The 20,691-nt window shown below is 61.6% G+C and carries 16 protein-coding genes; 8 read left to right on the plus strand and 8 right to left on the minus strand.

Features of this window, described 5'->3' with window-relative positions; all coding sequences use genetic code 11:
- Positions 1 to 44 precede the first annotated feature (44 nt).
- From ACFUCV_RS10050 to ACFUCV_RS10075, 6 genes are all read right to left on the minus strand, one after another.
- Complete coding sequence (locus ACFUCV_RS10050; protein ID WP_380815165.1) at positions 45 to 1,130, minus strand: LacI family DNA-binding transcriptional regulator; 1,086 nt, start codon at positions 1,128 to 1,130, stop codon at positions 45 to 47.
- A gap of 52 nt (positions 1,131 to 1,182) precedes the next feature.
- Entirely contained in the window at positions 1,183 to 2,685 is a 1,503-nt protein-coding gene (locus ACFUCV_RS10055) for a GH1 family beta-glucosidase (protein ID WP_380815167.1), read from the minus strand.
- Complete coding sequence (locus tag ACFUCV_RS10060) at positions 2,682 to 3,593, minus strand: carbohydrate ABC transporter permease (protein ID WP_380815169.1); 912 nt, start codon at positions 3,591 to 3,593, stop codon at positions 2,682 to 2,684. The genes ACFUCV_RS10055 and ACFUCV_RS10060 overlap by 4 nt, the downstream gene beginning before the upstream one ends.
- Entirely contained in the window at positions 3,590 to 4,612 is a 1,023-nt protein-coding gene (locus tag ACFUCV_RS10065; RefSeq protein WP_380815271.1) for a carbohydrate ABC transporter permease, read from the minus strand. The genes ACFUCV_RS10060 and ACFUCV_RS10065 overlap by 4 nt, the downstream gene beginning before the upstream one ends.
- A gap of 116 nt (positions 4,613 to 4,728) precedes the next feature.
- Positions 4,729 to 6,033 (minus strand): extracellular solute-binding protein, encoded by a 1,305-nt coding sequence (locus tag ACFUCV_RS10070; protein WP_380815171.1) that lies wholly within the window; start codon positions 6,031 to 6,033, stop codon positions 4,729 to 4,731.
- 313 nt (positions 6,034 to 6,346) lie between these two features.
- Entirely contained in the window at positions 6,347 to 7,303 is a 957-nt protein-coding gene (locus ACFUCV_RS10075) for a glycoside hydrolase family 6 protein (protein ID WP_380815173.1), read from the minus strand.
- A gap of 428 nt (positions 7,304 to 7,731) precedes the next feature.
- Here ACFUCV_RS10075 and ACFUCV_RS10080 point away from each other — a divergent pair, with 428 nt between their 5' ends.
- Positions 7,732 to 11,142, plus strand: a complete 3,411-nt coding sequence (locus tag ACFUCV_RS10080) for a glycoside hydrolase family 9 protein (RefSeq protein WP_380815175.1) — start codon at positions 7,732 to 7,734, stop codon at positions 11,140 to 11,142.
- A gap of 182 nt (positions 11,143 to 11,324) precedes the next feature.
- Positions 11,325 to 12,350 (plus strand): LacI family DNA-binding transcriptional regulator, encoded by a 1,026-nt coding sequence (locus ACFUCV_RS10085; RefSeq protein WP_380815177.1) that lies wholly within the window; start codon positions 11,325 to 11,327, stop codon positions 12,348 to 12,350.
- A 112-nt stretch (positions 12,351 to 12,462) separates the two neighbouring features.
- On the opposite strand, the gene ACFUCV_RS10090 is transcribed toward ACFUCV_RS10085, so the two are convergent.
- Complete coding sequence (locus tag ACFUCV_RS10090) at positions 12,463 to 13,713, minus strand: D-arabinono-1,4-lactone oxidase (protein WP_380815180.1); 1,251 nt, start codon at positions 13,711 to 13,713, stop codon at positions 12,463 to 12,465.
- Between the two features lie 195 nt (positions 13,714 to 13,908).
- Between ACFUCV_RS10090 and ACFUCV_RS10095 the strand changes: the two genes are divergently transcribed.
- Positions 13,909 to 15,003, plus strand: coding sequence for a nitronate monooxygenase (locus ACFUCV_RS10095; RefSeq protein WP_380815183.1), 1,095 nt, complete (start codon positions 13,909 to 13,911; stop codon positions 15,001 to 15,003).
- A 105-nt stretch (positions 15,004 to 15,108) separates the two neighbouring features.
- On the opposite strand, the gene ACFUCV_RS10100 is transcribed toward ACFUCV_RS10095, so the two are convergent.
- A complete protein-coding gene (locus tag ACFUCV_RS10100) occupies positions 15,109 to 15,693 on the minus strand; it encodes a helix-turn-helix domain-containing protein (RefSeq protein ID WP_380815185.1) in 585 nt (194 codons plus the stop codon).
- Positions 15,694 to 15,740: 47 nt separating this feature from the next.
- Here ACFUCV_RS10100 and ACFUCV_RS10105 point away from each other — a divergent pair, with 47 nt between their 5' ends.
- The 5 genes from ACFUCV_RS10105 (at position 15,741) to ACFUCV_RS10125 (ending at position 20,625) form a co-directional block, all read left to right on the plus strand.
- Positions 15,741 to 16,604 (plus strand): class I SAM-dependent methyltransferase, encoded by an 864-nt coding sequence (locus ACFUCV_RS10105; protein WP_380815187.1) that lies wholly within the window; start codon positions 15,741 to 15,743, stop codon positions 16,602 to 16,604.
- A gap of 120 nt (positions 16,605 to 16,724) precedes the next feature.
- Entirely contained in the window at positions 16,725 to 17,702 is a 978-nt protein-coding gene (locus ACFUCV_RS10110) for an NAD(P)/FAD-dependent oxidoreductase (protein WP_380815189.1), read from the plus strand.
- A 566-nt stretch (positions 17,703 to 18,268) separates the two neighbouring features.
- Complete coding sequence (nhaA, locus tag ACFUCV_RS10115; RefSeq protein ID WP_380815191.1) at positions 18,269 to 19,546, plus strand: Na+/H+ antiporter NhaA; 1,278 nt, start codon at positions 18,269 to 18,271, stop codon at positions 19,544 to 19,546.
- A 304-nt stretch (positions 19,547 to 19,850) separates the two neighbouring features.
- Entirely contained in the window at positions 19,851 to 20,294 is a 444-nt protein-coding gene (locus tag ACFUCV_RS10120; RefSeq protein ID WP_380815192.1) for a hypothetical protein, read from the plus strand.
- Positions 20,287 to 20,625 (plus strand): transcriptional regulator, encoded by a 339-nt coding sequence (locus tag ACFUCV_RS10125; RefSeq protein ID WP_380815193.1) that lies wholly within the window; start codon positions 20,287 to 20,289, stop codon positions 20,623 to 20,625. The genes ACFUCV_RS10120 and ACFUCV_RS10125 overlap by 8 nt, the downstream gene beginning before the upstream one ends.
- The last annotated feature ends 66 nt before the right edge of the window (positions 20,626 to 20,691 follow it).

Here is a 20,691-nt window from a genome sequence, read left to right on the forward strand (position 1 = left end):
GGCTGCTGCCAGCGGCTGGCCCAACGGGGGAGTCAACGGAGGTGTCAACTTGGGCATGGTTCCAATTCCTTGCCATTGCTCTTGGACATTGAATGGTGGCTCGCCGCCAAAGACGCCATGGTGCCAGCTCCGCAAGTGCTTTCACGGATGACGAGCTCAGGGGAGAAGACAATGGGGCTTGGATGATCATTGGGCACCGCCCCTTTATCAAGTAGATAAAGCAGGCGTTCGACAGCAGATGAAGCCATCTCCACAACAGGGTTGCGCATTGTGGTCAGGGGAACGCTGGCGCTCGCGGCTCCTCCGAGATCGTCGAAACCAACCACTGCAACGTCATGGGGGACAGACCTGCCATGGTCCCGGAGGGCAGCCAAGGCACCGAGCGCCATGAGATCCGAGGCCGCGAACACCGCGTCAACGCCCGGCTCCTGCTGGAGGATATTGTTCATGGCGCTGTATGCGGATGCGGTGGTGAAATCACCTTGGGCAAATAAATCCGACGGTAGATTCGCCGCGTGCAGGGCTTCCCGCCAACCCTTGGTGCGGTCCATCCCCGCGGTCATGTCTTGCGGGCCGGCAATGTGCGCTATGCGGCGGCGTCCGAGGCTGATGAGGTGCTGCGTCGCCAAACGTCCGCCGGCAATGCTGTCAACGTCGATGTAGTGCAGGAGATCGTCAGCGTGGAAGGGCCGTCCCACAAAAACTCCGGGTATGTACGAGCCAAGGACAGCATCTTCAAGTCCATCTTTGCGGTGGTGGGAGACGATGACTGCACCGTCCACGTGCCCTCCGCCCAAGTACTTGGAGATCCTTCCCGCGGAGTCGTCCGGCCGGACAATCAGAAGAACCAACTGTTTGTCCGAAGGGGCAAGCGCAGCGCTGATGCCGCGCAGTGTGGCACCTATAAAGGGGTCCGACAAGACCCGCTCGTCGGGCTCGGGGATCACCAATGCGATGGAGTCGGTGCGACGGGTGACCAGGGACCGCGCCGCGCGGTTGGGACTGTACCCGAGCAGTTTGGCTGCCGCGTCAACGGCTGCCTTGGCGGCCGGGGAGACCCGGAGGCTCCCGTTGATCGCGCGGGACGCGGTTGAACGGGAGACTCCGGCGGTGGCAGCAACCTCTTCCAAGGTTGGCGGCGATACCTGTACCAACGGATTTCGGTACGAAATGCTCACAAAGTCAGCTTTCCATTGCTGTCGCGGGTTGAAGGCTTGCTTCCAGCACAGCGGGAATGGCATTGTCCTTCGCGACTTGTCCGTACCAGTGGCCACTGGCTTTGACCGTGCGTTGCTGGGTTTCGAAGTCAACTCCCACAATTCCAAAGCGCTTGCTGTATCCCCAGGCCCATTCGTAGTTATCCAAAAGGGACCAGGCAAAATAGCCGCGAACGTCAACGCCCGCGTCAAGGGCATCCTTAATCGCCCGCAGATGGAGGTCATAAAAGTTGAGCCTGTTTTGATCGTTGACGTAGCCGGACTCGTCCGGAACATCGTCGAACGCGCAACCGTTCTCCGTGATGTACAGGGCGATTCCCCGCGGACCGGTGTAGTCGCTCTGCAAGCGGGTAAGGAGCCGAGTCAGTCCTTCGGGCTGGATCTCCCAGTTCTGATCGGTCATGGGCAGGCCGCGGTTGCGGACCTTGACCCCTTCCGCCGCGGGATAGGGCGATTGGGTGATGCGCGTGACGGGCGCGCTGCCGTCCACTGGGTCCGGGTAGTCGTTGTAGGAAACTTCCTCGCCGTGATAGTAGTTCACCCCGAGGGTATCGATCGGTGTGGAAATGATTTCCAAATCACCGTCCTTGATGTGCGATTCGAGCACGCCGCCAAGTCCCGCTTCCGCCAAGTCGGGGAACAGGTCCTGGGGGTACTCGCCCAGCAGGATGGGATCGGTAAAGATTCGGTTCATTTGACAATCTATGCGCCGGGCCGCATCCACGTCTTGCGGATCGTTGGGATCCACCGGGTCGGCAACTGTGAAGTTCAAGGTGATCCCGAGGTTGGCTTCCGGCTGTCGGCGCCGGATCTCCTGGGTGACAAGGCCGTGTCCGAGCATCTGGTGGTGGGCGGCAGCGAGTGCGTCCGGGTAGGAGGTTTTGCCGGGAGCGTGTACACCCGCCCCATAGCTGAGGAACGATGAGCACCACGGTTCATTCAGCGTGGTCCAGATGGATACCCGGTCGGCAAGGGCTTCATGCATGGTCAGGGCATACTCCGTGAATCGGTAGGCCGAGTCACGGTTTGCCCAGCCGCCGGTGTCTTCCAGTGCTGCCGGGTGGTCCCAGTGGAACAGGGTCACCCAGGGCAGAATGTCCTTGGCGAGCAGTTCGTCCACCAGGCGGGAGTAGTAGTCGACGCCGGGTTGGTTGACTCCTGCAGGTCCGGAGACCGCGTCGGGGCGCACCCGGGCCCAGGAAATGGAGAATCGGTACGCGTCGAGGTTCAGGGACTTCATCAACTGGACATCGTCTTGAAAACGGTTGTATTGGTCGCATGCCACCTCCCCGGTGTCGCCGCCCAAGACTGCACCGGGCACCCGTGCGAAGGTGTCCCACACGGAATCCCTGCGCCCGTCCTGCTGGCTGGCGCCCTCGACTTGAAACGCTGCTGTGGCAGCGCCCCAGAGGAAACCGTCGGGGAATTGGATCCGTGCTGTGCTGTTGAGGTTCAAGTTGTTGCTCATCCTTTTACTGCTCCTGCCATGATTCCGGTGACGAGCTGCTTGCCCGCAAAAATAAACACGACGATCAAGGGGACCGTCGACAGGATGACGCCCGCCATGATGAGCGAGTAATCCTGGAAGTAACCTGCCTGTAGTTGACGGACAACCATGGGCAGGGTCGGGTTTTGGTTGGTGAGGATAATCGATGGCCAGAAGAAATTGGTCCAGCTGCCAATGAAGGTGAACAAGGCGAGCATCGCAGCCGCGGGGCGTGCAGCAGGGAGTGCGATGTGCCAGAAGGTCTTGATCAAAGAGGCGCCATCCACCCTGGCAGCTTCGATTAGTTCGTAGGGGAGTGCGTTCTCGAGGTACTGCGTCATCCAGAACACTCCGAAGGCGGTGACCATGCCGGGTACGATCACAGCCACGAGTTTGCCCGACCAGCCAATGTTGGACATGACAACAAACATCGGGATCACGCCCAGCTGTGTGGGGACGGCCATCGTGGCAATCACAAACACCAAGAGCGGACCGCGGCCACGAAATTTGAGTTTGGCAAAGGAGAAACCGGCGAGGGTGGAAAAAATCACCACCGACAGGGATTGCAGGACCGCAACGATTATGGAGTTGATCAGGCCCTTCAACAAGGGGATGTCCGAGGCCAGGATGCGTTGGAAGTTCGCAAGCAGCTCGCTGCCCGGGATCAGGCTGGGAATGGCCGTTTTGGAGATGGTGAGTTGATCGGAAGATGCCAGCAGAAAGGTGTAGTACAGAGGGTAGGCCGAAATGAGCAGGACAACGGCCAGGATGGCGTAGGTGACCCAGCCTGGTCTGCGGTCCGCTCCACCTGCCTTGCGGCGGCGTTTGCGCGCCACGGAGCGGGCGGCGCCCTTGCCCGAGGTTTGGGCAATGACGGGAAGAGACGTCACTTTGTCCCCCTTGTGATGGAGTGATTGGGTGTGGGCTTGATTTTGCCCGGTTTTTTGCTGCCTGCGTTGGAGATGCGCCGGGTGATGCTGTAGTTCAGTACACCGATCATGATGATGATGAAAAACAAGATTAAGGCGACGGCGGAGGCGCGGCCAAAGTCCCTCTGGTTGCCCCAGCCAAGATCGTAGAGGTACATGGTCACGGTGATCCATTGCTTGCTTGCGCCGCCCGTTCCGGCGGCGTCAAAGACACGGGGTTCGTCAAATATTTGAAGGCCGCCGATCGTGGCAGTGACAATGATGAAGATGAGGGTGGCGCGCAGTTGCGGAATGGTGATGGAGATGAACTGCCGCGCACGTCCGGCTCCGTCAATGATGGCCGCTTCATAAAGCTCTTTGGGAATGGTCTGCATCGCGGCAAGAAAAATCAGGGTGTTGTAGCCGGTCCACCGGAAGTTCACCATGCTGGCAATGGCGATGTGGCTTGGGATGACATCGGAGTGCCAAGCGACCGGGTTCATCCCGAAGATTTCCAAAAAAGCATTGATCAGGCCGTATTGGTCACCGAACAGACGGGAGAAGATCAAACCTACGGCCACGGGGGCAACAACGTAGGGCAGGAGCACCCCCATGCGCCAGAACGTTTTAGCACGAATGTTGGCATTGAGAACGGCTGCAAGCAAGAGGGCAACAATCACCTGAGGCACTGAGGAGAGCAGGAAGATGGAGAAGGTGTTGCGCAAAGCACGCCAAAAGGTGGGTTGGTTCCAGACGTCAATGTAGTTCTGGAACCCTATAAAGCTGCCCTTTCCGAGCAGGAGGTGCCATTCAAAAACTGATACGTAGGCTGTATACACGAGCGGGAAGAGGCCGGTGATGGCGAAGAGCAGAAAGAACGGTGAAATGTAAAGGTACGGGGAGAGTTTGACATCCCATTTGCCTCGCGTCTGTCTGAACGCGATCCGGCGGGGTGCCCTCTGCTCCTCCAGCACAGGCTTAAGAGGCGTTTGGACAGACATGAAGAATTCCTTTGGAAGTTGCGGGGCGTCGGTTGGCACTGTCGGTTGCCCCGTTGCTACCGGGGCAACCGACAGTGCCAACGCAATTCACCTAAGCGTGCTCAGGGGTGTCCGGCTCAGAAGCCGAGCTCTGAGAATTCGGTCAACACGTCCTTCCAGGACGTCTCAATGTCTTGGGACTTGTCCACGTCAACACGGGTGATTCCGTCCTGCACCGCTGAATGAATCGTGAAGTAGTTCGGACCCCGGAATACGGGAGAAGCATCGTTGAGAGCCACCGCCCGCGAGGAGAAGATTTGTCCGGTAGGAGCATTGTTGAAGAAGTCGTTCTTGGAATCGAGGAGAACCTGTGCCTTCTGGGCCTCGACCTGGCTCGGGAAGGTGCCGGCACTTTCGAAGGCCTTGATCTGCTGCTCCGGTGCTGTGAGCCAGGCTGCGAGTTTCCTTGCTTCTTCAGTGTGCTTTCCTGCCGCTGGAACCGTGAGGAAGGAGCCTCCCCAGTTGCCGCCGCCTCCGGGGTACACGTCAGCAATATTCCAGCCGTCGACTCCGCCTGCACGCTCTTCAATGGGACCAGCCATCCAAGCCGGGCACAGCATGGTGGCGAACCCATCGTTCTGGAATGCCGAATCCCAGTCACCTTCCCACTGCGTGAGCCCGGCGGAGAGGTCAGCTGATTCCGTGAGAACCTGCTTGAACATGTCCTTGACGGTGGCATTTTCCGAAAGTTTGCTCGGCTCACCACTTGCGGGATCCTCGTAAGCGGCCTCGACCTGGCCAACCATGCTGTGGAAGGTGGCGTTGGCCGAGTCGAACCAGGCAGTGTCGGATTTGGCCGTAAATTTGTGGCCGGCTTCAAAGTAATCGTTCCACGTGGCGTTGTCGCCACCGAGGAATTCGGCAAATGCCGCTGGCTCGGAGGGAAGCCCGGCAGCCTTCACCAGGTCCTCCCGGTAGCAGACAGCCTGCGGTCCGATGTCGGTTCCATATCCAATCAAGGTTCCGTCGGGCGTGCGGCCTTGGGCTTCCTTCCAAGGGAGCCACCGGCCTTCAACGTCGGCAGACGTCAGGTCCATGAAAGCGTTCGGAAGCTGCGAGAGTTCCGGCATCCAGTCAATTTCAATGGCTTCAATGTCAGCCAGCCCCTCGCCGCCGGCGGCCAGGCGGGTGGTGAGGTTGGTGCGCGCGTCGGGTGCGGTGGCAGCCTGTTGCTGCTTGATGGTGACGTTCGGGTGGGCAGCGGTGTACTCCTTGAGGAGTTCATCGGTGTACCCAAAGTTGTTGAACGTGGCAACCGTCAAGGTGACATCGGAGCCGTCACCGTCGGAAGAGGGCGTACTGCTTGAACAGCTTGAAGCTAACAGGGTAAGGGTTGCCAGCGAAGCAATCGCCGCCCATTTCCTGCCGATGGGTAAACGCATATTGACTCCTTTGTCCGCGACCAATCTTGTTATCGATCGAGAGAAAAACGGTTCACACCCCAGTCAAGTACTGGCATCGCGTCGAGTATTTCGGGGCGTGATGTAGCTATTGGTTTTGAAGAAACGGGAGCGCTTCCATGAGCACTGGATCAATAGTGCTATGCGCATGGAAGCGCTGTCAAGGCCGTGTTGGGAGCAGAACCGGAAGCGCTCCCGGCTTTTCGCGGGTCTGCGGAACTTAGTGGTTCTGCGTTACTGAATTGTTATTTTGGGCATTGCCCGGAAGTTGCTTATTGGAGCGCGGAACCTTGGATCAGTATCCGTGAATCATGTCGAAGGCCACTTGGGGTAAAAACTCTCCTGCCGTGGAGCCGGCTCCAACTCCACAATCACCATCTGATTCGCCGGGCGTCTTGATCCAAAGAAGCATCTCGGCCCCGCCTCCAAATTGACTCGTGGCGCCGATTTTTTGACCTTCCGGATTGCACCAAGGAGTGGTGGAGCTTCCATGGGCGTTGCGGCTGGAGTCGATGACATACGGCTTGGTGTAGCCAAAAAGCGTCTTGAGCTCGGCATTGACAGCAGTGCCGTAGGCGGTGTTTTCTGCGGTGTTGTAGAAATTGGAAATGTTCAGTGAGAAGCCATGGGCGCTCTGCAGCCCTGCGGCATGAAGGCGCTGTGCCATTGTTGAAGCGTCAATCCATCCGGGATTTCCGGCATCCAGGTAGGTCCAAGTGTTGGGCGCCTGGGCGTTGAATTGGGCGAGCGCATTGACCAGCATGTTCTGCCGCTCGGCCACCTGGGTCGAGCTCATGCAGTCGAAGTCACCGAGGGCATCTGGTTCCAAAATGACTATTGCGGGCCTGTCGGCAATGCCACCGGCAAATCCGGCTATCCAGGCGTTGTATGCCTGGGCCGAACCCGCCCCGCCACCGGAGTGCCCTCCGCACGCGTCACGGCCGGCAATGTTGTAAGCAACCATGATGGGAAGCTTGCCGTGATGATCGGCCGCACCCGAGTAGGCCCCTGTGGCGGTTCCGATGGTTCCGCTCCAACTGCCGAACCATCGTGCCATTGGCTGCTGCCCGATTGCCGTGCGAATGGCGTTGGATCTGCCGTCTTGGGGATTGGCATTGGCCCACTGGAGGGCAGTGGAATCCGGGTCGACGTAGAACCCGTTCGCGGGTTCAGGGGAGGTTGCCCCAAGGGCGGCTGGTGAGCTGCCGAGCGAGGCCAGCGCCAAGGCCAGGATCGTTGCTGCGATTCCCATGCGTGGTCTTAATGACAAGGACATGTGTTGGTCCGATCTGTTGGGTTTGAGTGAAGAAAGCCCGCAGCCCGTGGTGGGTTGCTGTGGTGGCATTTGCCCGACCGTTGCAACTGCAGGAGGTAGCGGGAGGCGTGATTCCAAGGCAGGGCCGTGGCTGACCTAAGGCGCGGAGGCAAAAATATGCCCATGAACTGGAAGCGATTCCTGAATATTCCAATCACCGTTCACCGAGCATTGCCCGCCAATCCTGCCTGTGTCAAGGATTATTTGGAAGTAGACAAGTGAAAAATTGCGTTTAGACCAAAACTATCTGGAAGCGGTCCCGGCTTGGTTCGAGATTGCTTTTGATGGTAGCTTCTAGCCATCCAGTAAAGTGACGCGCAGCACACATCACGTGTGGGAGCGCTCCTAAACAGTTGGGAGAATCAGTGGTTCCTCGTGACCGCACGCCCCGTGCGCGTACAGCTCGAATATCCATTTTAACAACAACCGCCGTCATGCTGGGCCTGGTGGCTGCGCCTTTGGCGAGTGCCGGGCCCGGCGACTCTGGCGTGGCCGTACATGACTTCACCGATGGTGAAACTTCGGGATGGCATGCCTATGCCAATGCCGGCACGGTCTCCTCATCCGTTGATACCGGCGAATTTTGCGCTGTGGTGGAAGGGGGCCAAAATCCTTGGGACATTGCAGCCCAGCTCGATGGAATTACTTTCGAGCGGGGATCCACCTACGAAGTTTCATTTGATGCACATGCCTCCGCTGCCCTGAACATCCCGATGCAGGGAGGTGCCGGCTACCCGGCCGCCTTTGCCCACTCCGTGGCTCTGGACGGGACGGAGACACCCCAGCACTTTGGGTTCACTTTCTCACCCGGGGACTGGCCCACCACCCCGGACAATTCCGAATCACCGGTGGACGAGGCCTGGACCACAGCCCAGGGAAACATCTCCTTCCAGCTGGGCAACCAGGAACAGCCGTACACGGTATGCTTTGACAACTTTTCACTCATGAACAAATCTGCGGAACAGATCATTGGCGGCAACTTTGAAGACGGGGAACTGTCCCCGTTCTATGCCTCCGGAACTGGCATTGGCAGCAGCGTCATCGATGGGGTCCTGCAGCTCGAACTTCCAGCGGGCACAACCGACAAGTGGGACCAGATTGTTGGGTTCAATGGCGTGATCCTTGAACCAGGCGTCACCTACACGCTGTCCTTTGACGCAAGCTCCTCCACCGGCCGTCCCGTCCGGGTTGTTCTGGGCGATGACGCGCCGCCACACGATGTCCTGTTTGAACAAACGCCCACACTCACGACCGAGATGTCCCATTACGAGTACACCTTTACCGCTTCGGCAGGCTTTCCAAGCTCGGCAGGGGAGGGTCCTGGCCGGGGAGAAGTTTCCTTCCAGCTGGGCGGAGCGCCAGAGGCATGGAACTTCAAATTGGACAACGTTTCTTTGCTCAGTGGGACTGTGGCGCCGAAATTCACCCCCAACACCGGGCCCCGTGTCCGTGTGAACCAGGTGGGGTACCTTCCGGATGGTCCGAAGCGGGCCACCCTGGTCACTGACGCAACAGGGCCGGTCGAATGGCAGCTTCTGGACACCAATGGTGCCGTGGCCAGTGGCGGAAAGACTGCTCCGGCAGGAATCGATGAAACCGCTGGCCTGAATGTCCATGAACTGGATTTCAGTGATTTCACCGAGACCGGAACATACACCTTGGCCGCAGACGGGGTGGAAAGCTACAAGTTCGTCATTGATGCGGACATTTACCAGCAACTCCGGCACGATGCCCTGAACTACTTTTATCCCGTGCGCAGCGGGATCGCGATCGATGGGTCAGTGATGGTGGGCCAGCCTGACGCCGACAAATACACCCGACCCGCCGGGCACGTGGAAAACCCTGACAGTTCGCTGGAGGCAGGCAGCGCCAACCAGGGAGATCACGACGTGGCCTGCCTCACCCCCGCCACTGAGGGTGACTACTGGATGTATGGTGACTGGTCCTGCAACTACACTTCCGACGTTGTGGGCGGTTGGTACGACGCCGGTGACCACGGAAAGTATGTGGTCAACGGTGGTATCGCCGTGGCGCAGATCCTCAGCACCTATGAGCGCACGCTCTACAGCCCCACCGGTGCTGGTGCCGATCTTGGCGATGGATCCCTGAACATTCCGCTGGTGGAAAGCAGCAACGCCGTCCCCGACCCGCTGGACGAGGCCCGGTGGGAACTTGAGTGGATGATGAAAATGCAGGTTCCCAGCAATGCGGACATGTACGCCGGCATGGTCCACCATAAAGTTGCCGACGTCGATTGGACCGGGCTGCCGCTCCTGCCCTCAGACAGCCCGCAGGAGCGTTATGTGCACCGTCCATCCACAGCCGCCACATTGAACTTTGCCGCCGTGGCGGCACAGGGCGCACGTTTGTGGCAACAGTACGATCCTGAGTTTGCGGGGGAGCTCCTTGCGGCTGGAAGGGTTGCCTGGGCAGCAGCAGTCGCTTCCCCGGAGCTGTACGCACCCGCTCCAAATGCAGATCCCAGCCCTGGCAGTGGACCGTACGACGACGACAACGTCCTTGACGAGTTTTATTGGGCCGCGGCAGAGCTGTTTCTCACCACGGGTGAGTCTGAGTTCAAGGAATTCGTGCTCGCGAGCGAGTACAACACCGCAGACATTTGGACTGCCGGGGGATTCAACTGGTTTGAAACCGCAGCCCTGGGACGCATGAATCTTGCAACGGTTGAGTCGGACATTCCTGGTCGGGTGGAAATCCGCCAGTCGGTGGTCACAGCGGCTGAGAAATACCTCGGCTGGCAACAGGGGCAACCGTTCGGTACGGCCTATCCAGGCGTCGACGGACAATACGATTGGGGTTCAAACAGCTCGATTCTTAACAATCAAGTAGTCATGGGCACTGCATTTGACCTCACCGGCGACCAGCGGTTCGCTGACGCCGTGGTGGAGGCCATGGACTATCTACTGGGCCGCAACGCACTCAACAATTCGTACATCACCGGCTATGGCCATCAATACTCCAAAAACCAGCACAGCCGTTGGTTCTCCCATTCGCTCGAACCCCGCCTGCCCAACCCGCCCCGCGGGTCGGTATCTGGCGGCCCGAACTCAATGACGGAAACGTGGGACCCCGTCATCAAGATGCTTTACAACGAAGACAACAGCTGTGCAGCTCAGTTGTGCTACGTGGATGACATCCAATCGTGGGCCACAAACGAAATCACAGTGAACTGGAACTCTGCGCTGTCTTGGGTCGCATCCTTTGTTGCAGACCAAGCAGCTGGCGATGAGTCGGGGGCTGGCAATATTGTGCGCGTGGACCAGCACCCTACGGACCTCTCAGTCCTGGACGGTGAGTCGGCAACCTTTACGGCATCAGCGACAGGAAACCCGGCGCCGACCGTGAAATGGCAACAGTTCCAAGGCGGTGGCTGGGAGGACATCGCAGGCGCCGACACTGCGACATTGACTCTGTCAGCCACCATGACCGATGACGGCCGCTCCTACCGGGCCTACTTCTTCAATGAATTCGGCGGCTCCTACTCCAATGCCGCCACCCTTGCCGTAGAGAAACGCCCAGCCGCCACTGTGCCCGGTCCGATGCCGGAGCCCAGCAGCGGTCCCACGTCTGGACCAACGTCGGGAGTGGCTGAAGCGCCGACGGAGACGGCCGTGGCGGGGGGCGGGGAGGAGTCAGAATTGGCGGTGACAGGCTTTAGTGCACAGTGGGCGCTGTTGGCAACCCTGCTTTTGCTCAGCCTAGGCACGGGCGCCATCCTTGTGGGAAGGCGGGTCAGAAGCGACATTAAACAGTGACAGCCATTGCCTGGACTGATCTGAACTGAACCTCGCCCCGGGACCTTGCAGGTCTCGGGGCGAGGTTTTTCGCACGGGGGCAGAAGTGGGGCAGTAGACTTCAAGCCATGCGAGATTCCATGAGCGGGCCGTTAGAGCATGCCCCCAGTGCCGCACCTCAACGGCCGGTCCTTGAACCACACATGAGGGCGACTCTTGACGAGGTGGCACGCCGCGCCGGGGTGTCACGTTCCGCAGCTTCGCGGGCCATGAACAACGCGCCGCATGTCAGTCCGGCCAAGCGTGGTGCTGTCATGAAGGCTGCCCAGGAACTTGGCTACTTTCCCAACGCGACAGCCCGCGCACTTGCCACGAGCAAGGTTGGCTCCGTGGTTCTGGTGGTCTCAAATGAGGACCCCGCGTTTTTCGCAGACCCGTTCTTTTCCCAAATCATTGTGGGGATCGCCACAGCCTTGGAGAAAACCGAGCTTGATTTGACGTTGATGCTCGCCTCTCCAGATGACGGCCGAACCCGTTTGGAACGGCTCCTGCGGTCTCGTCGTGCGGATGGGGTAATGGTTTTGGCCATGCGCAAAGATGATCCGCTGAACCAGATACTCGCGGCCACTGACCTTCCCATTGTGTTCTGTGGACGTACATTGGGCAGGGAGTCACGTTGGTACGTCGATGCGGACAACCGCGGCGGCGCGCGGCTTGCCACGGAGCATCTACTCGACGCCGGGCGCAGACGTATTGCCACCATCATCGGTCCCATGGATTTGGAAGCCTCTGTCGCCAGGTATAAGGGATTTGCGGAGGCTATGGCTGTTGTGGGACTTTCCTCCGATTGGATTGCAGAGGCCGACTTCACGCACGAAGGCGGTGTTCAAGCCATGACCAAGCTCTTGAACGAGCATCCTGACCTCGACGCGGTTTTCGTTGGATCGGACAACATGGCCGCTGCGGCGGTTCGGGTTTTGAAGGCCCACGGACGTTCCGTCCCGGAAGATGTCATGGTTGTGGGATTCGATGACCTGGCCATTGCCCAACAGACAGAACCGACCCTGACCACCGTCAGCCAACCAATTAGAGCTCTCGGCCTGGAAATGGCAATGATGCTGATGCGCCTGATCGAAGGCGAGAATCCAAGCCCCATCATTCTGCCCACACGCTTGGTGGTGCGCGAGTCCGCGCCCATGCCGCGCATGGTTTCCGGAGCAGCTTTGTAGTCAAAGCTCGCAGAATTTGACGCCAGGCACCGGACTAAAACCACCGGGGTGGTGCCCGCCATGATCCTGACGGCCCCGTCGCGGACCGGCGCCGAACCAGACGGCAACGGCTTTAGTGGTTGAAAAGCACCTTGTCCAGGTATTCATTGCGGAACTTTCCGGTGGGGTCATAGCGCTCCGCCAAGGCGCGGAAGTCATGAAAGTGCGGGTACAGGCCGGCCAGGGTGCGGGAATCGGAGGCGAAGAGTTTGCCCCAGTGGGGTCTGGCAGCAAAGGGGGCCAGTCTTTCCTCAATGATCGGAAGAACCGATTCCACCTGGTCCTGGAGCGGTTTCCAGGTCATGTGCAGGGCCACGCTGTCCTGGCGGAAGCTGGGGCTGAGCCAAAAACCGTCGGCGGCCACCGTACGGATCTCGGAGACGAACAGCAATGGTGCAAGCAGCCCGGAGAGTCCACGGAGTTCCTGCAGGGCGGCTGCGGCATGATGACGCGGCAGCAGGTACTCGCTTTGCAACTCTTCGCCGTTGCTGGGAGTGAACTGCAACTGGAAGTGCGGCAGCCGGTCCAGCCACGGGCCGGGCACGTTCAACTGGGGTGTGCAGTTCACCGCGGACATCTCCGGCAGCGGGTGCAGGGGCACGGTTGCCGGGAGGGCGCCATGGAATTCCGCCGGCGTCTGTGGCGGGGACTGGTCATCCAGGACCTTTCGCCAGACTTGGGCAATGCCGGGCCCTGCATAGTCAGTGAACAGGCTGACGCTGTATCCGTCACAGGCAATGGCGTCGTAGTCGGCCAGGACCCGGGACCACGGCAACTCCTGGAAGACCTGTTGGCGGATTGAAAATGTGGGTGTGATCGCCAGTTCAAGGTGTGTGATGATCCCCAAAGCGCCCAGGCCCACGACGGCGGCGCGGAAGTCATCGCCGTCGTCCGCTGTCAGGCGCACCAGATCCCCCGAGGCGCGGACCAGCTCGAGGGCGGTGACGGTGGTGGCCAGGGATCCGTTGGTGGTTCCGGAACCGTGGGTGCCTGTCTGCATGGCCCCGGCCACCGAGATGTGGGGCAGGGAGGCGAGGTTGGGGAGGGCAAAACCATGCTTTTGCAAGTGCGCGCCAAGCACCCCGTAGCTCACGCTGCCGGCAACACGAACCGTCCGCTGTGCAGTGTCAATCTCCGGCACTCCGGCCAGGTCTGCAAGGGACACATGGAGGCCGTACGTGTCTGCAATGGTGTTGAAACAGTGGCGCGAGCCCAGGGCCTTGACCGCTGAAGCGCCGGAAACCAGCTCCTGCAGCGCCTCCACGGATGCCGGACGCTGCAGACCGGCGGAGCGGTATTCCAGATTCCCTGCCCAGTTCTTCATGGTCTCCTTTGGAGGCGGCGCGCAATGTGATCAGACACTTCATGTTAGCGCTAACAGCCGGGTGGAACATTTTCCCGTGCCCCCACCGCTGCCTAGGATGGGGGTAATTCCCTGCGGGGGTGCCCCCGGCGCGTCAGCTGCGCCCATGGACGGCACCTTTTGGGAGGCAAAACCATGGCAAAAGGCGGAACCAATATGACTGACCACAGCACACCCTCCAAGCACATGGGCGGGGCCGGCCCGCTCGCAGCATCTGGCCTGCTGGCCGAACTGGGTGCTGCCATTCCGCTGCTTGCCGCGCCCATGGCAGGAGGCCCCAGCACCCCGGCCCTGGTTTTGGCGGCCGCACAAGCGGGCGGGCTGGGCCTGCTGGCCGGCGGCTACAAAACGCCCGATCAGCTCGCCCAACAAATAACCGAGGTGCGGGCCGGGATGTGCGGTCATGGGTCCCGGCCGTTCGGTGTGAACCTCTTCGTGCCCAATCCGGTGCCCATTGGCCAGGACGCCTTCGCCGCGTATGCCGCCTCCCTCGGTGACCTGGCCGCGGCCTACCGGCTGACCCTCGGTGGCCTGCTGGAGGACGACGACGGGTGGGCGGCCAAGGTGGAGCTGCTGGTCCAGGATCCCGTGCCGGTGGTCAGTTTCACCTTCGGCCTGCCGTCCGCCGAGGTTGTCCGCAGGCTGCACCGGGCCGGTTCGCTGCTGATTCAGACAGTGACCAATGCGCATGAGGCGGAACAAGCCCGGGCCCGCGGCGTTGATGGATTGGTGGTCCAGTCGCACTGGGCTGGTGGCCACTCGGGAACGTTCACCCCGGCGGCGGCAGTTGAACAAATACCCTTGACCGGGCTGCTTGACCGTGTCCGGTCAAAGGTGCAGTTGCCCATCTGGGCGGCTGGGGGCATTTCCACCCCAGGGGGAGTGGGAGAGGCGCTGGCCCACGGCGCCGAAGCTGCCGTGGTGGGCAGCGTCTTGCTGCGCAGCCCCGAAAGCGGTGCCTCAAAAAGCTACAAGACGGCTTTGGCCGATGCGGGATGCAGGGAAAGTGTGGTGACCACGGCGTTCTCGGGCCGTCCAGCGAGGGCGCTGCGCAACGCCTTCGTGGATCGGTTCCACGATTCCGCGCCTCTGGGATACCCCGCCATCCACCATCTGACCAGCCCCATCCGCAAGGCAGCTGCGGCAGCGGATGATCCAGGGAACATCAGCCTGTGGGCCGGTGCCGGATACCGCAACGCCAGCGAAGAACCGGCTGCCACCATTCTGCGCCGCCTTGCGGGCGTGCACTGACGCAGATCAGGCCTTCTGCGGGGATCCACTGCGGTGCTGCTGGGTGGTGCGGTCCGCGCGACGCTTCGCTGCGGAGGCCACTGCTGGGTGCCGCGGCAACTGTGCCTAGGGCGACTTTTCCACCGGCCCCAGGTGCGCGCGTTCTCCGCCGTGGTCAAAGATGCTGAGGATTTCCACGGGCCCGGCGTGGGCGCTAATGCGGTGGGGGACCATGGTGGAGAACTCCGCGGCCTGCCCCGGGTGGACCAGGATGGTGCGGTCCCCGAGGGTGAGGCTGACGGTTCCGGACAGAACCGTGAACCACTCCCGGCCCGGATGCACGCTGCCCTCGACGTTGCTTTTGGTGCGTTCGGCCGTGATGCGCATTTTCGCCACGGTGGTGCCGTTCGCGGAGTGCTCGCGTGAGAGCACCCAGCTGGTCAACCCTTCGTGGTGTTCGGGTTCGGGGCGGATCACCACGTCCTCGTCCGAGGCGGGTTCCACCAGCTGATCTAGGGTGGTGCCCAGCGCCTTGGCCAAGGGCACCAGCTGGTCCAGGGCTATTCTGCGGTGCCCCGTTTCAATGCGGCTCAGGGTGGAGGGGCTGAGGAAGCAGCGTGCGGCCAAGGCGTCCAGGGACCAGCCCTTGGCCAGCCGCAGGCCCTTGATGCGTTGGCGGATCACGGTGTCCATGGAAAGTTCTTGCGTCATACGCAAAAGTGTATGCCACAGAAGCATTGAGTGGGTACGCTGGATTTATGACAATCCAGCATCCACACGGACACCACCACCAGCAGGGCCGTCACAACGATCACCAACAGTCACATGAACCGGCCATGGCGGAAACGTTGGACCTGGACGCATTGCTGTTGCGTGGGCATCTGCAGGAGATCTTCGACTGGACCGCCCGGCACCAACCGGCCCCGGCCACCATTATGGACCTGGGCGCGGGAACGGGCACCGGAACCCTGGGCCTGCTGCGCACTTTTCCCCAAGCCAGGGTCGCGGCGGTCGACCAGTCCGAGTTCATGCTGGCACGCTTGGCTTTGGCGGTTGCCGAACAGCAACAGTCCCACCGGGTGGACACCCTGCAGGTGGACCTCGACGCCGCATGGCCGGAGCTGGCGGATGTTGACTTGATGTGGGCGGCCTCCTCCATGCACCACATGAGTGACCCGGCAGCCATTTTGAACCGGATCGCTGCAACGCTGGCACCGGAAGGCGTGTTGGTGGTGGTGGAAATGGATGCCCTCCCACACCACCTGCCCCGTGATCTGGGGTTCGGCGTTCCGGGCCTTGAGCAGCGCCTTCACGACGCCGCGGCGCTTGCCGGCTGGAACGCCCACCCGGATTGGACCCCGGCCATCCTCGAGTCTGGGATGGAGATCGCCGAACAACGCACCTTTGCCTACAACACCAGCGAAAACCCGGAACTGATTGCGCGCAACGCCCAGACCTTCCTCTCCCGGATGCGCAGCAGCCTGGAAGGCACCCTCTCGCCCGAGGACCTGGCCACCATGGAGCAATTGCTTGATCCCCGCAGCCCGCGGGCACTGACCAAACGCACCGACCTGTCCATGCGGGGAAGCCGCACCGTTTGGGCGGCACGCCCGGGGCGCTGAACCCGGCCGGGACCTTCCCCAATAAACGTACAAGCAGCCCGCGGACCTCAAGGGTTCAAAACACATCACAGCAGCGCCGGCACAAGGCGCGGCGAACAAGCCGATTGGGAGCACAACACCATGGAAACGCAGACACAACACTTCGACGTGGCAATCATTGGTGGCGGGGCCGCCGGCCTCAGCGCCGCCCAGGCACTGGGAAGGGCCAGGCGCTCGGTGGTGGTCATTGACGCAGGCGAACCCCGCAACGCACCGGCACAGGGGGTGCACAACTTCCTCTCCCGTGACGGCATGAACCCTTTGGAACTGCTCAAGGCAGGGCGAGCGGAACTGGTCAAGTACGGCGTCGAGGTGGTCAAGGCCCGGGCACTGGACAGCCGCCGCAGCGACCTGGGGTTCACCGTCACCCTGGACAACGGCATGGACGTCTCGGCGCGCCGCCTCATTCTTGCCAGCGGGCTGCGGGACCAGCTGCCCAACATTGCCGGCTTGGCCCAACACTGGGGCAGGGACGTGCTGCACTGCCCGTACTGCCACGGCTGGGAGGTCAAAGATCAGCGCCTGGGCGTCGTCGACAGTGCCATGGCCATGCACCAGGCGCCCATGTTCACCCAGTGGTCCAAGCAGGTCACCCTGTTCAAGGACCCCCGCAAGGTGCTCACCGCCGAGGAATCCGAACAGCTCGAAGCCCTGGGCGTGGAAGTGGTGGAGGCATCGGTGACGGCCGTGCTGGGCGAGCCCGGTTCCCTGCACGGAGTGGAGCTCAGCGACGGCACGCAGCGCGGACTCGACGCCCTGGTTGTCATGCCGAACTTCGACGTGGATGTCTCCTGCGTGAAATCCCTGGGCCTGGTGACACAGGAGCATGTTTCGGGCATTGGCCGGCACGTGTCCGCGGACGAGCTGGGCCAAAGCACAGTGCCCGGGCTCTGGCTCGCCGGCAATGTGGCCAACCCGATGGCGCAGGTGATCATGGCCGCCGCCGACGGGCTCGGCGTGGGCGCCAAGGTCAATGCCGACCTCATGCAGGAGGAGTTTGCCCACAAAGTGGAGCAATTGCGCCAGGAAAAAGCGGCAGTCCACAACGTGCACGCTTAAAAACACGCCGGCTGGCACCGATCACACGGAGCGGCGGCCGGGCGGTAACCAAGGCGGCAACCCCATTGGGTTGCCGCCTTGAACCGCCTTCAGGCCGCCCCATTTTGGGTGCGGGCCCTCAGGGCGCGCGTCGCGGTGCGGCCCGACGCGCTGCTCCGCTGCGGACACCAGAGGAGCCAGGAAAACTGCGCAGGCGGCAGCCCGCGGCCCTGCAGCTCTCCCATGCGGCGCTGGGTGCGGCCCCGACGCCGGCACCATGGCCTTGCCCACCCCGGCAACACGCCACCAACGCTCCCTTCCCATGGAAGGTAGACTGCAAAGGTGTTCCTGCCTGCCCGCATCTCCCGCGCCCAGCGTTGCGCTGACGGGACCTTTCCCAAAGCAAAGCTGCTGACCAAGCGTGCCAGCGGGACCAATGGATGGATGAGTTCCTGGGGAACCAATGCCCACGGTGAGATTGCCGGTTGCCCACCGCCACGCCGCCGGCTGCGTGGTCCTTTCCCCACCGGAAACCGGACTGCGCCCGCACGCGGCCCATCCCTCTAAGCAGAAAGCAACCTTTCACCGTGAACACCTCCCCGTCCGCCGGCACACCCCGCCAAGCCCCGCACAAGCTTTGGCGCGGCCTCCGGCAAACACTTAAGCAGGACGCCGTTGGCGGCATGCTGCTGCTGGCAGCCACCGTCCTGGCCTTGATTGTGGCCAACTCGGCCGCCGCACCCCTCTATGAGAAGCTTCGCAATTTCACGTTCGGACCCGAAGCCCTGCACCTGAACCTGTCCCTTGGCACTTGGGCGGCCGACGGATTGTTGGCCATATTCTTCTTTGTGGTCGGGTTGGAACTGAAGGAGGAATTCGTCGTCGGCAAACTCCGCAATCCACGCACGGCGGTGGTGCCCGTCGTCGCGGCCATGGGCGGGGTGGCCGTCCCGGCACTGTTCTTTACCCTGGTGGCCCTCAATGCCGGCGGGGACGCAATGCGGGGGTGGGCCATTCCCGCCGCCACGGACATTGCCTTCGCCATTGCCGTCATCGCCGTGGTGGGCCGTTTCCTGCCGCCGGCGCTGCGGACATTCCTCTTGACGCTGGCAGTGGTGGATGACCTGCTGGCCATCTCCATCATTGCCATCTTCTACACCGAAGGCGTTGCGGTGCTTCCCCTGCTTCTGGCACTGATCCCCTTGGTCCTGTTCGCGCTCGCCGTCCGCCGCGGAGTGCGGGCCTGGTGGATCCTGGTGCCCCTGGGCGTGGTGGTGTGGGCGCTGGTGCATTCCTCCGGCATCCATGCCACCGTGGCCGGGGTGCTGCTGGGCTTTGTGGTGCCCGTGGTTGCCACGGCCAAGGCCCGCGTGCCTGCCGGCAAGGATGCCGACGGCGTCCAGCTGTACGACGGGATGGCGGCGCACTTTGCGGACCGCTGGAGCATCCCTTCCTCCGTGGTGGCGGTCCCCATCTTCGCGTTCTTCGCAGCAGGCGTCTCTGTTGGCGGGCTTTCCGGACTGGGTTCGGCCCTGAGCAGCCCTGTGGCCCTGGGCATCATTGTGGGCTTGGTGCTGGGCAAGCCCCTGGGCATCACCGGCACCACCTTCCTTTTGACCCGCCTGCCCAAAATCAGCATTGATCCTTCCCTGCGCTGGCCCGACATCCTGGGCATGTCATTCGTGGCCGGGATTGGCTTCACCGTCTCACTGCTGGTAGGTGAACTTGCCTTTGACCCCGGCAGTCCCTCCCACGAGTATGTGAAGGTGGGCGTTTTGGCCGGCTCCCTTACCGCGGCACTGATCGGTGCCTTGCTGCTGAGCGTGCGCAATAAAAAATACCGGGCGCAGGCGCCGGCGCAGTAGCAACAGGGCTGCCGCTGCGCCGCACGTCAAGAGGAGGACGACGGCGTCGAGCTTAAGTGGGGAAGAAGCCACAACCGTTTCAACAGCTGCAGGCTTCTCCGGGGGGACCTAAAAGGGTGGCTGTGCAAAATAGCTGCCCGTCTCCTCTTGGGTCCGGCAAGCCGGGCGGCTTGGGATGTATTGGCGGGCCCTGATCGAGGCCTGGGACATTCCTGTTCCCGGACCGGTCATGGAGGAATATAGTTTCCCCTCGCGCAACAACGTGGTAGTTTCTTGTTAGGAAACTAACGGAGGTGGATGACCCATGAACAACCACGATGCCTTGGACAGCCTGAATTCAGCGCGCGCCGCAGCGCGCCGCTCTGCCCGCAGGGGTGCTTTTGCAACAGCCGTCATTGCCGCGTCCCTGATCATTGCCATTGGCGTCGTGGTGGACCTGGAGATGCTGTGGTTGCTGGCTCTGGTGGTGCTGGGCTATGTGGGCCTTTCCGTGGCCCGGCCCCTGAAATTGCGCTTGAACTGGTCCGACCGCACGGGTGCCGTGCTGTTCGTGGCCAGTGCGCTGGCGGCAGTGGCGGTTTATCTTCTGGTTCAGGCCCTGGCGCGTTCAGCCACGTGGCCAACCCCGAACACCGTTTCAGCCCTTGCCGCGGCCGGGATGATTTTCCTGGCCTGCCTGCCGGCACTGGTGCGCCTGGCCACGCCCCAGGCCCTGTTGGGCGCGAAGGGACTTGCCGGCCATGCCTGAGGAGCGCAGCCCCGCGGGGGCGGGATTCTTTGCATCCGCGCTGCTTCCGCTCTTTCATGAACCGGCACGGCTGGCCATTCTCTCGGCCCTGGCCCCTGCCGAATATGTTGATTTCTCCACGCTGCTGCGCCTGACGGGCCTGAGCAAATCAGCCCTGTCCAAGCACATTGCAGTGCTCCAGGAAAAGGGCGTGGTGGCCGTCCACCAGATCGTGTCCGATAAACGCGGCCGGCGCATTGTGGTGACGGACCAGGGCCGTGCCGACTTCAATGCCTATTTGAATACCCTGGAGAACATGGTGCGCAGCGTCAGGGGACGCGGCGGGGACTAGGCATGTCCACGCTGGCCCGGACACTACAAAAGGCAATAAGAAAGTCAGGGGCGGTCCAGATGGACT

The sequence above is a fragment of the Specibacter sp. NPDC057265 genome, from assembly GCF_042668835.1.
GTDB lineage: Bacteria > Actinomycetota > Actinomycetes > Actinomycetales > Micrococcaceae > Specibacter.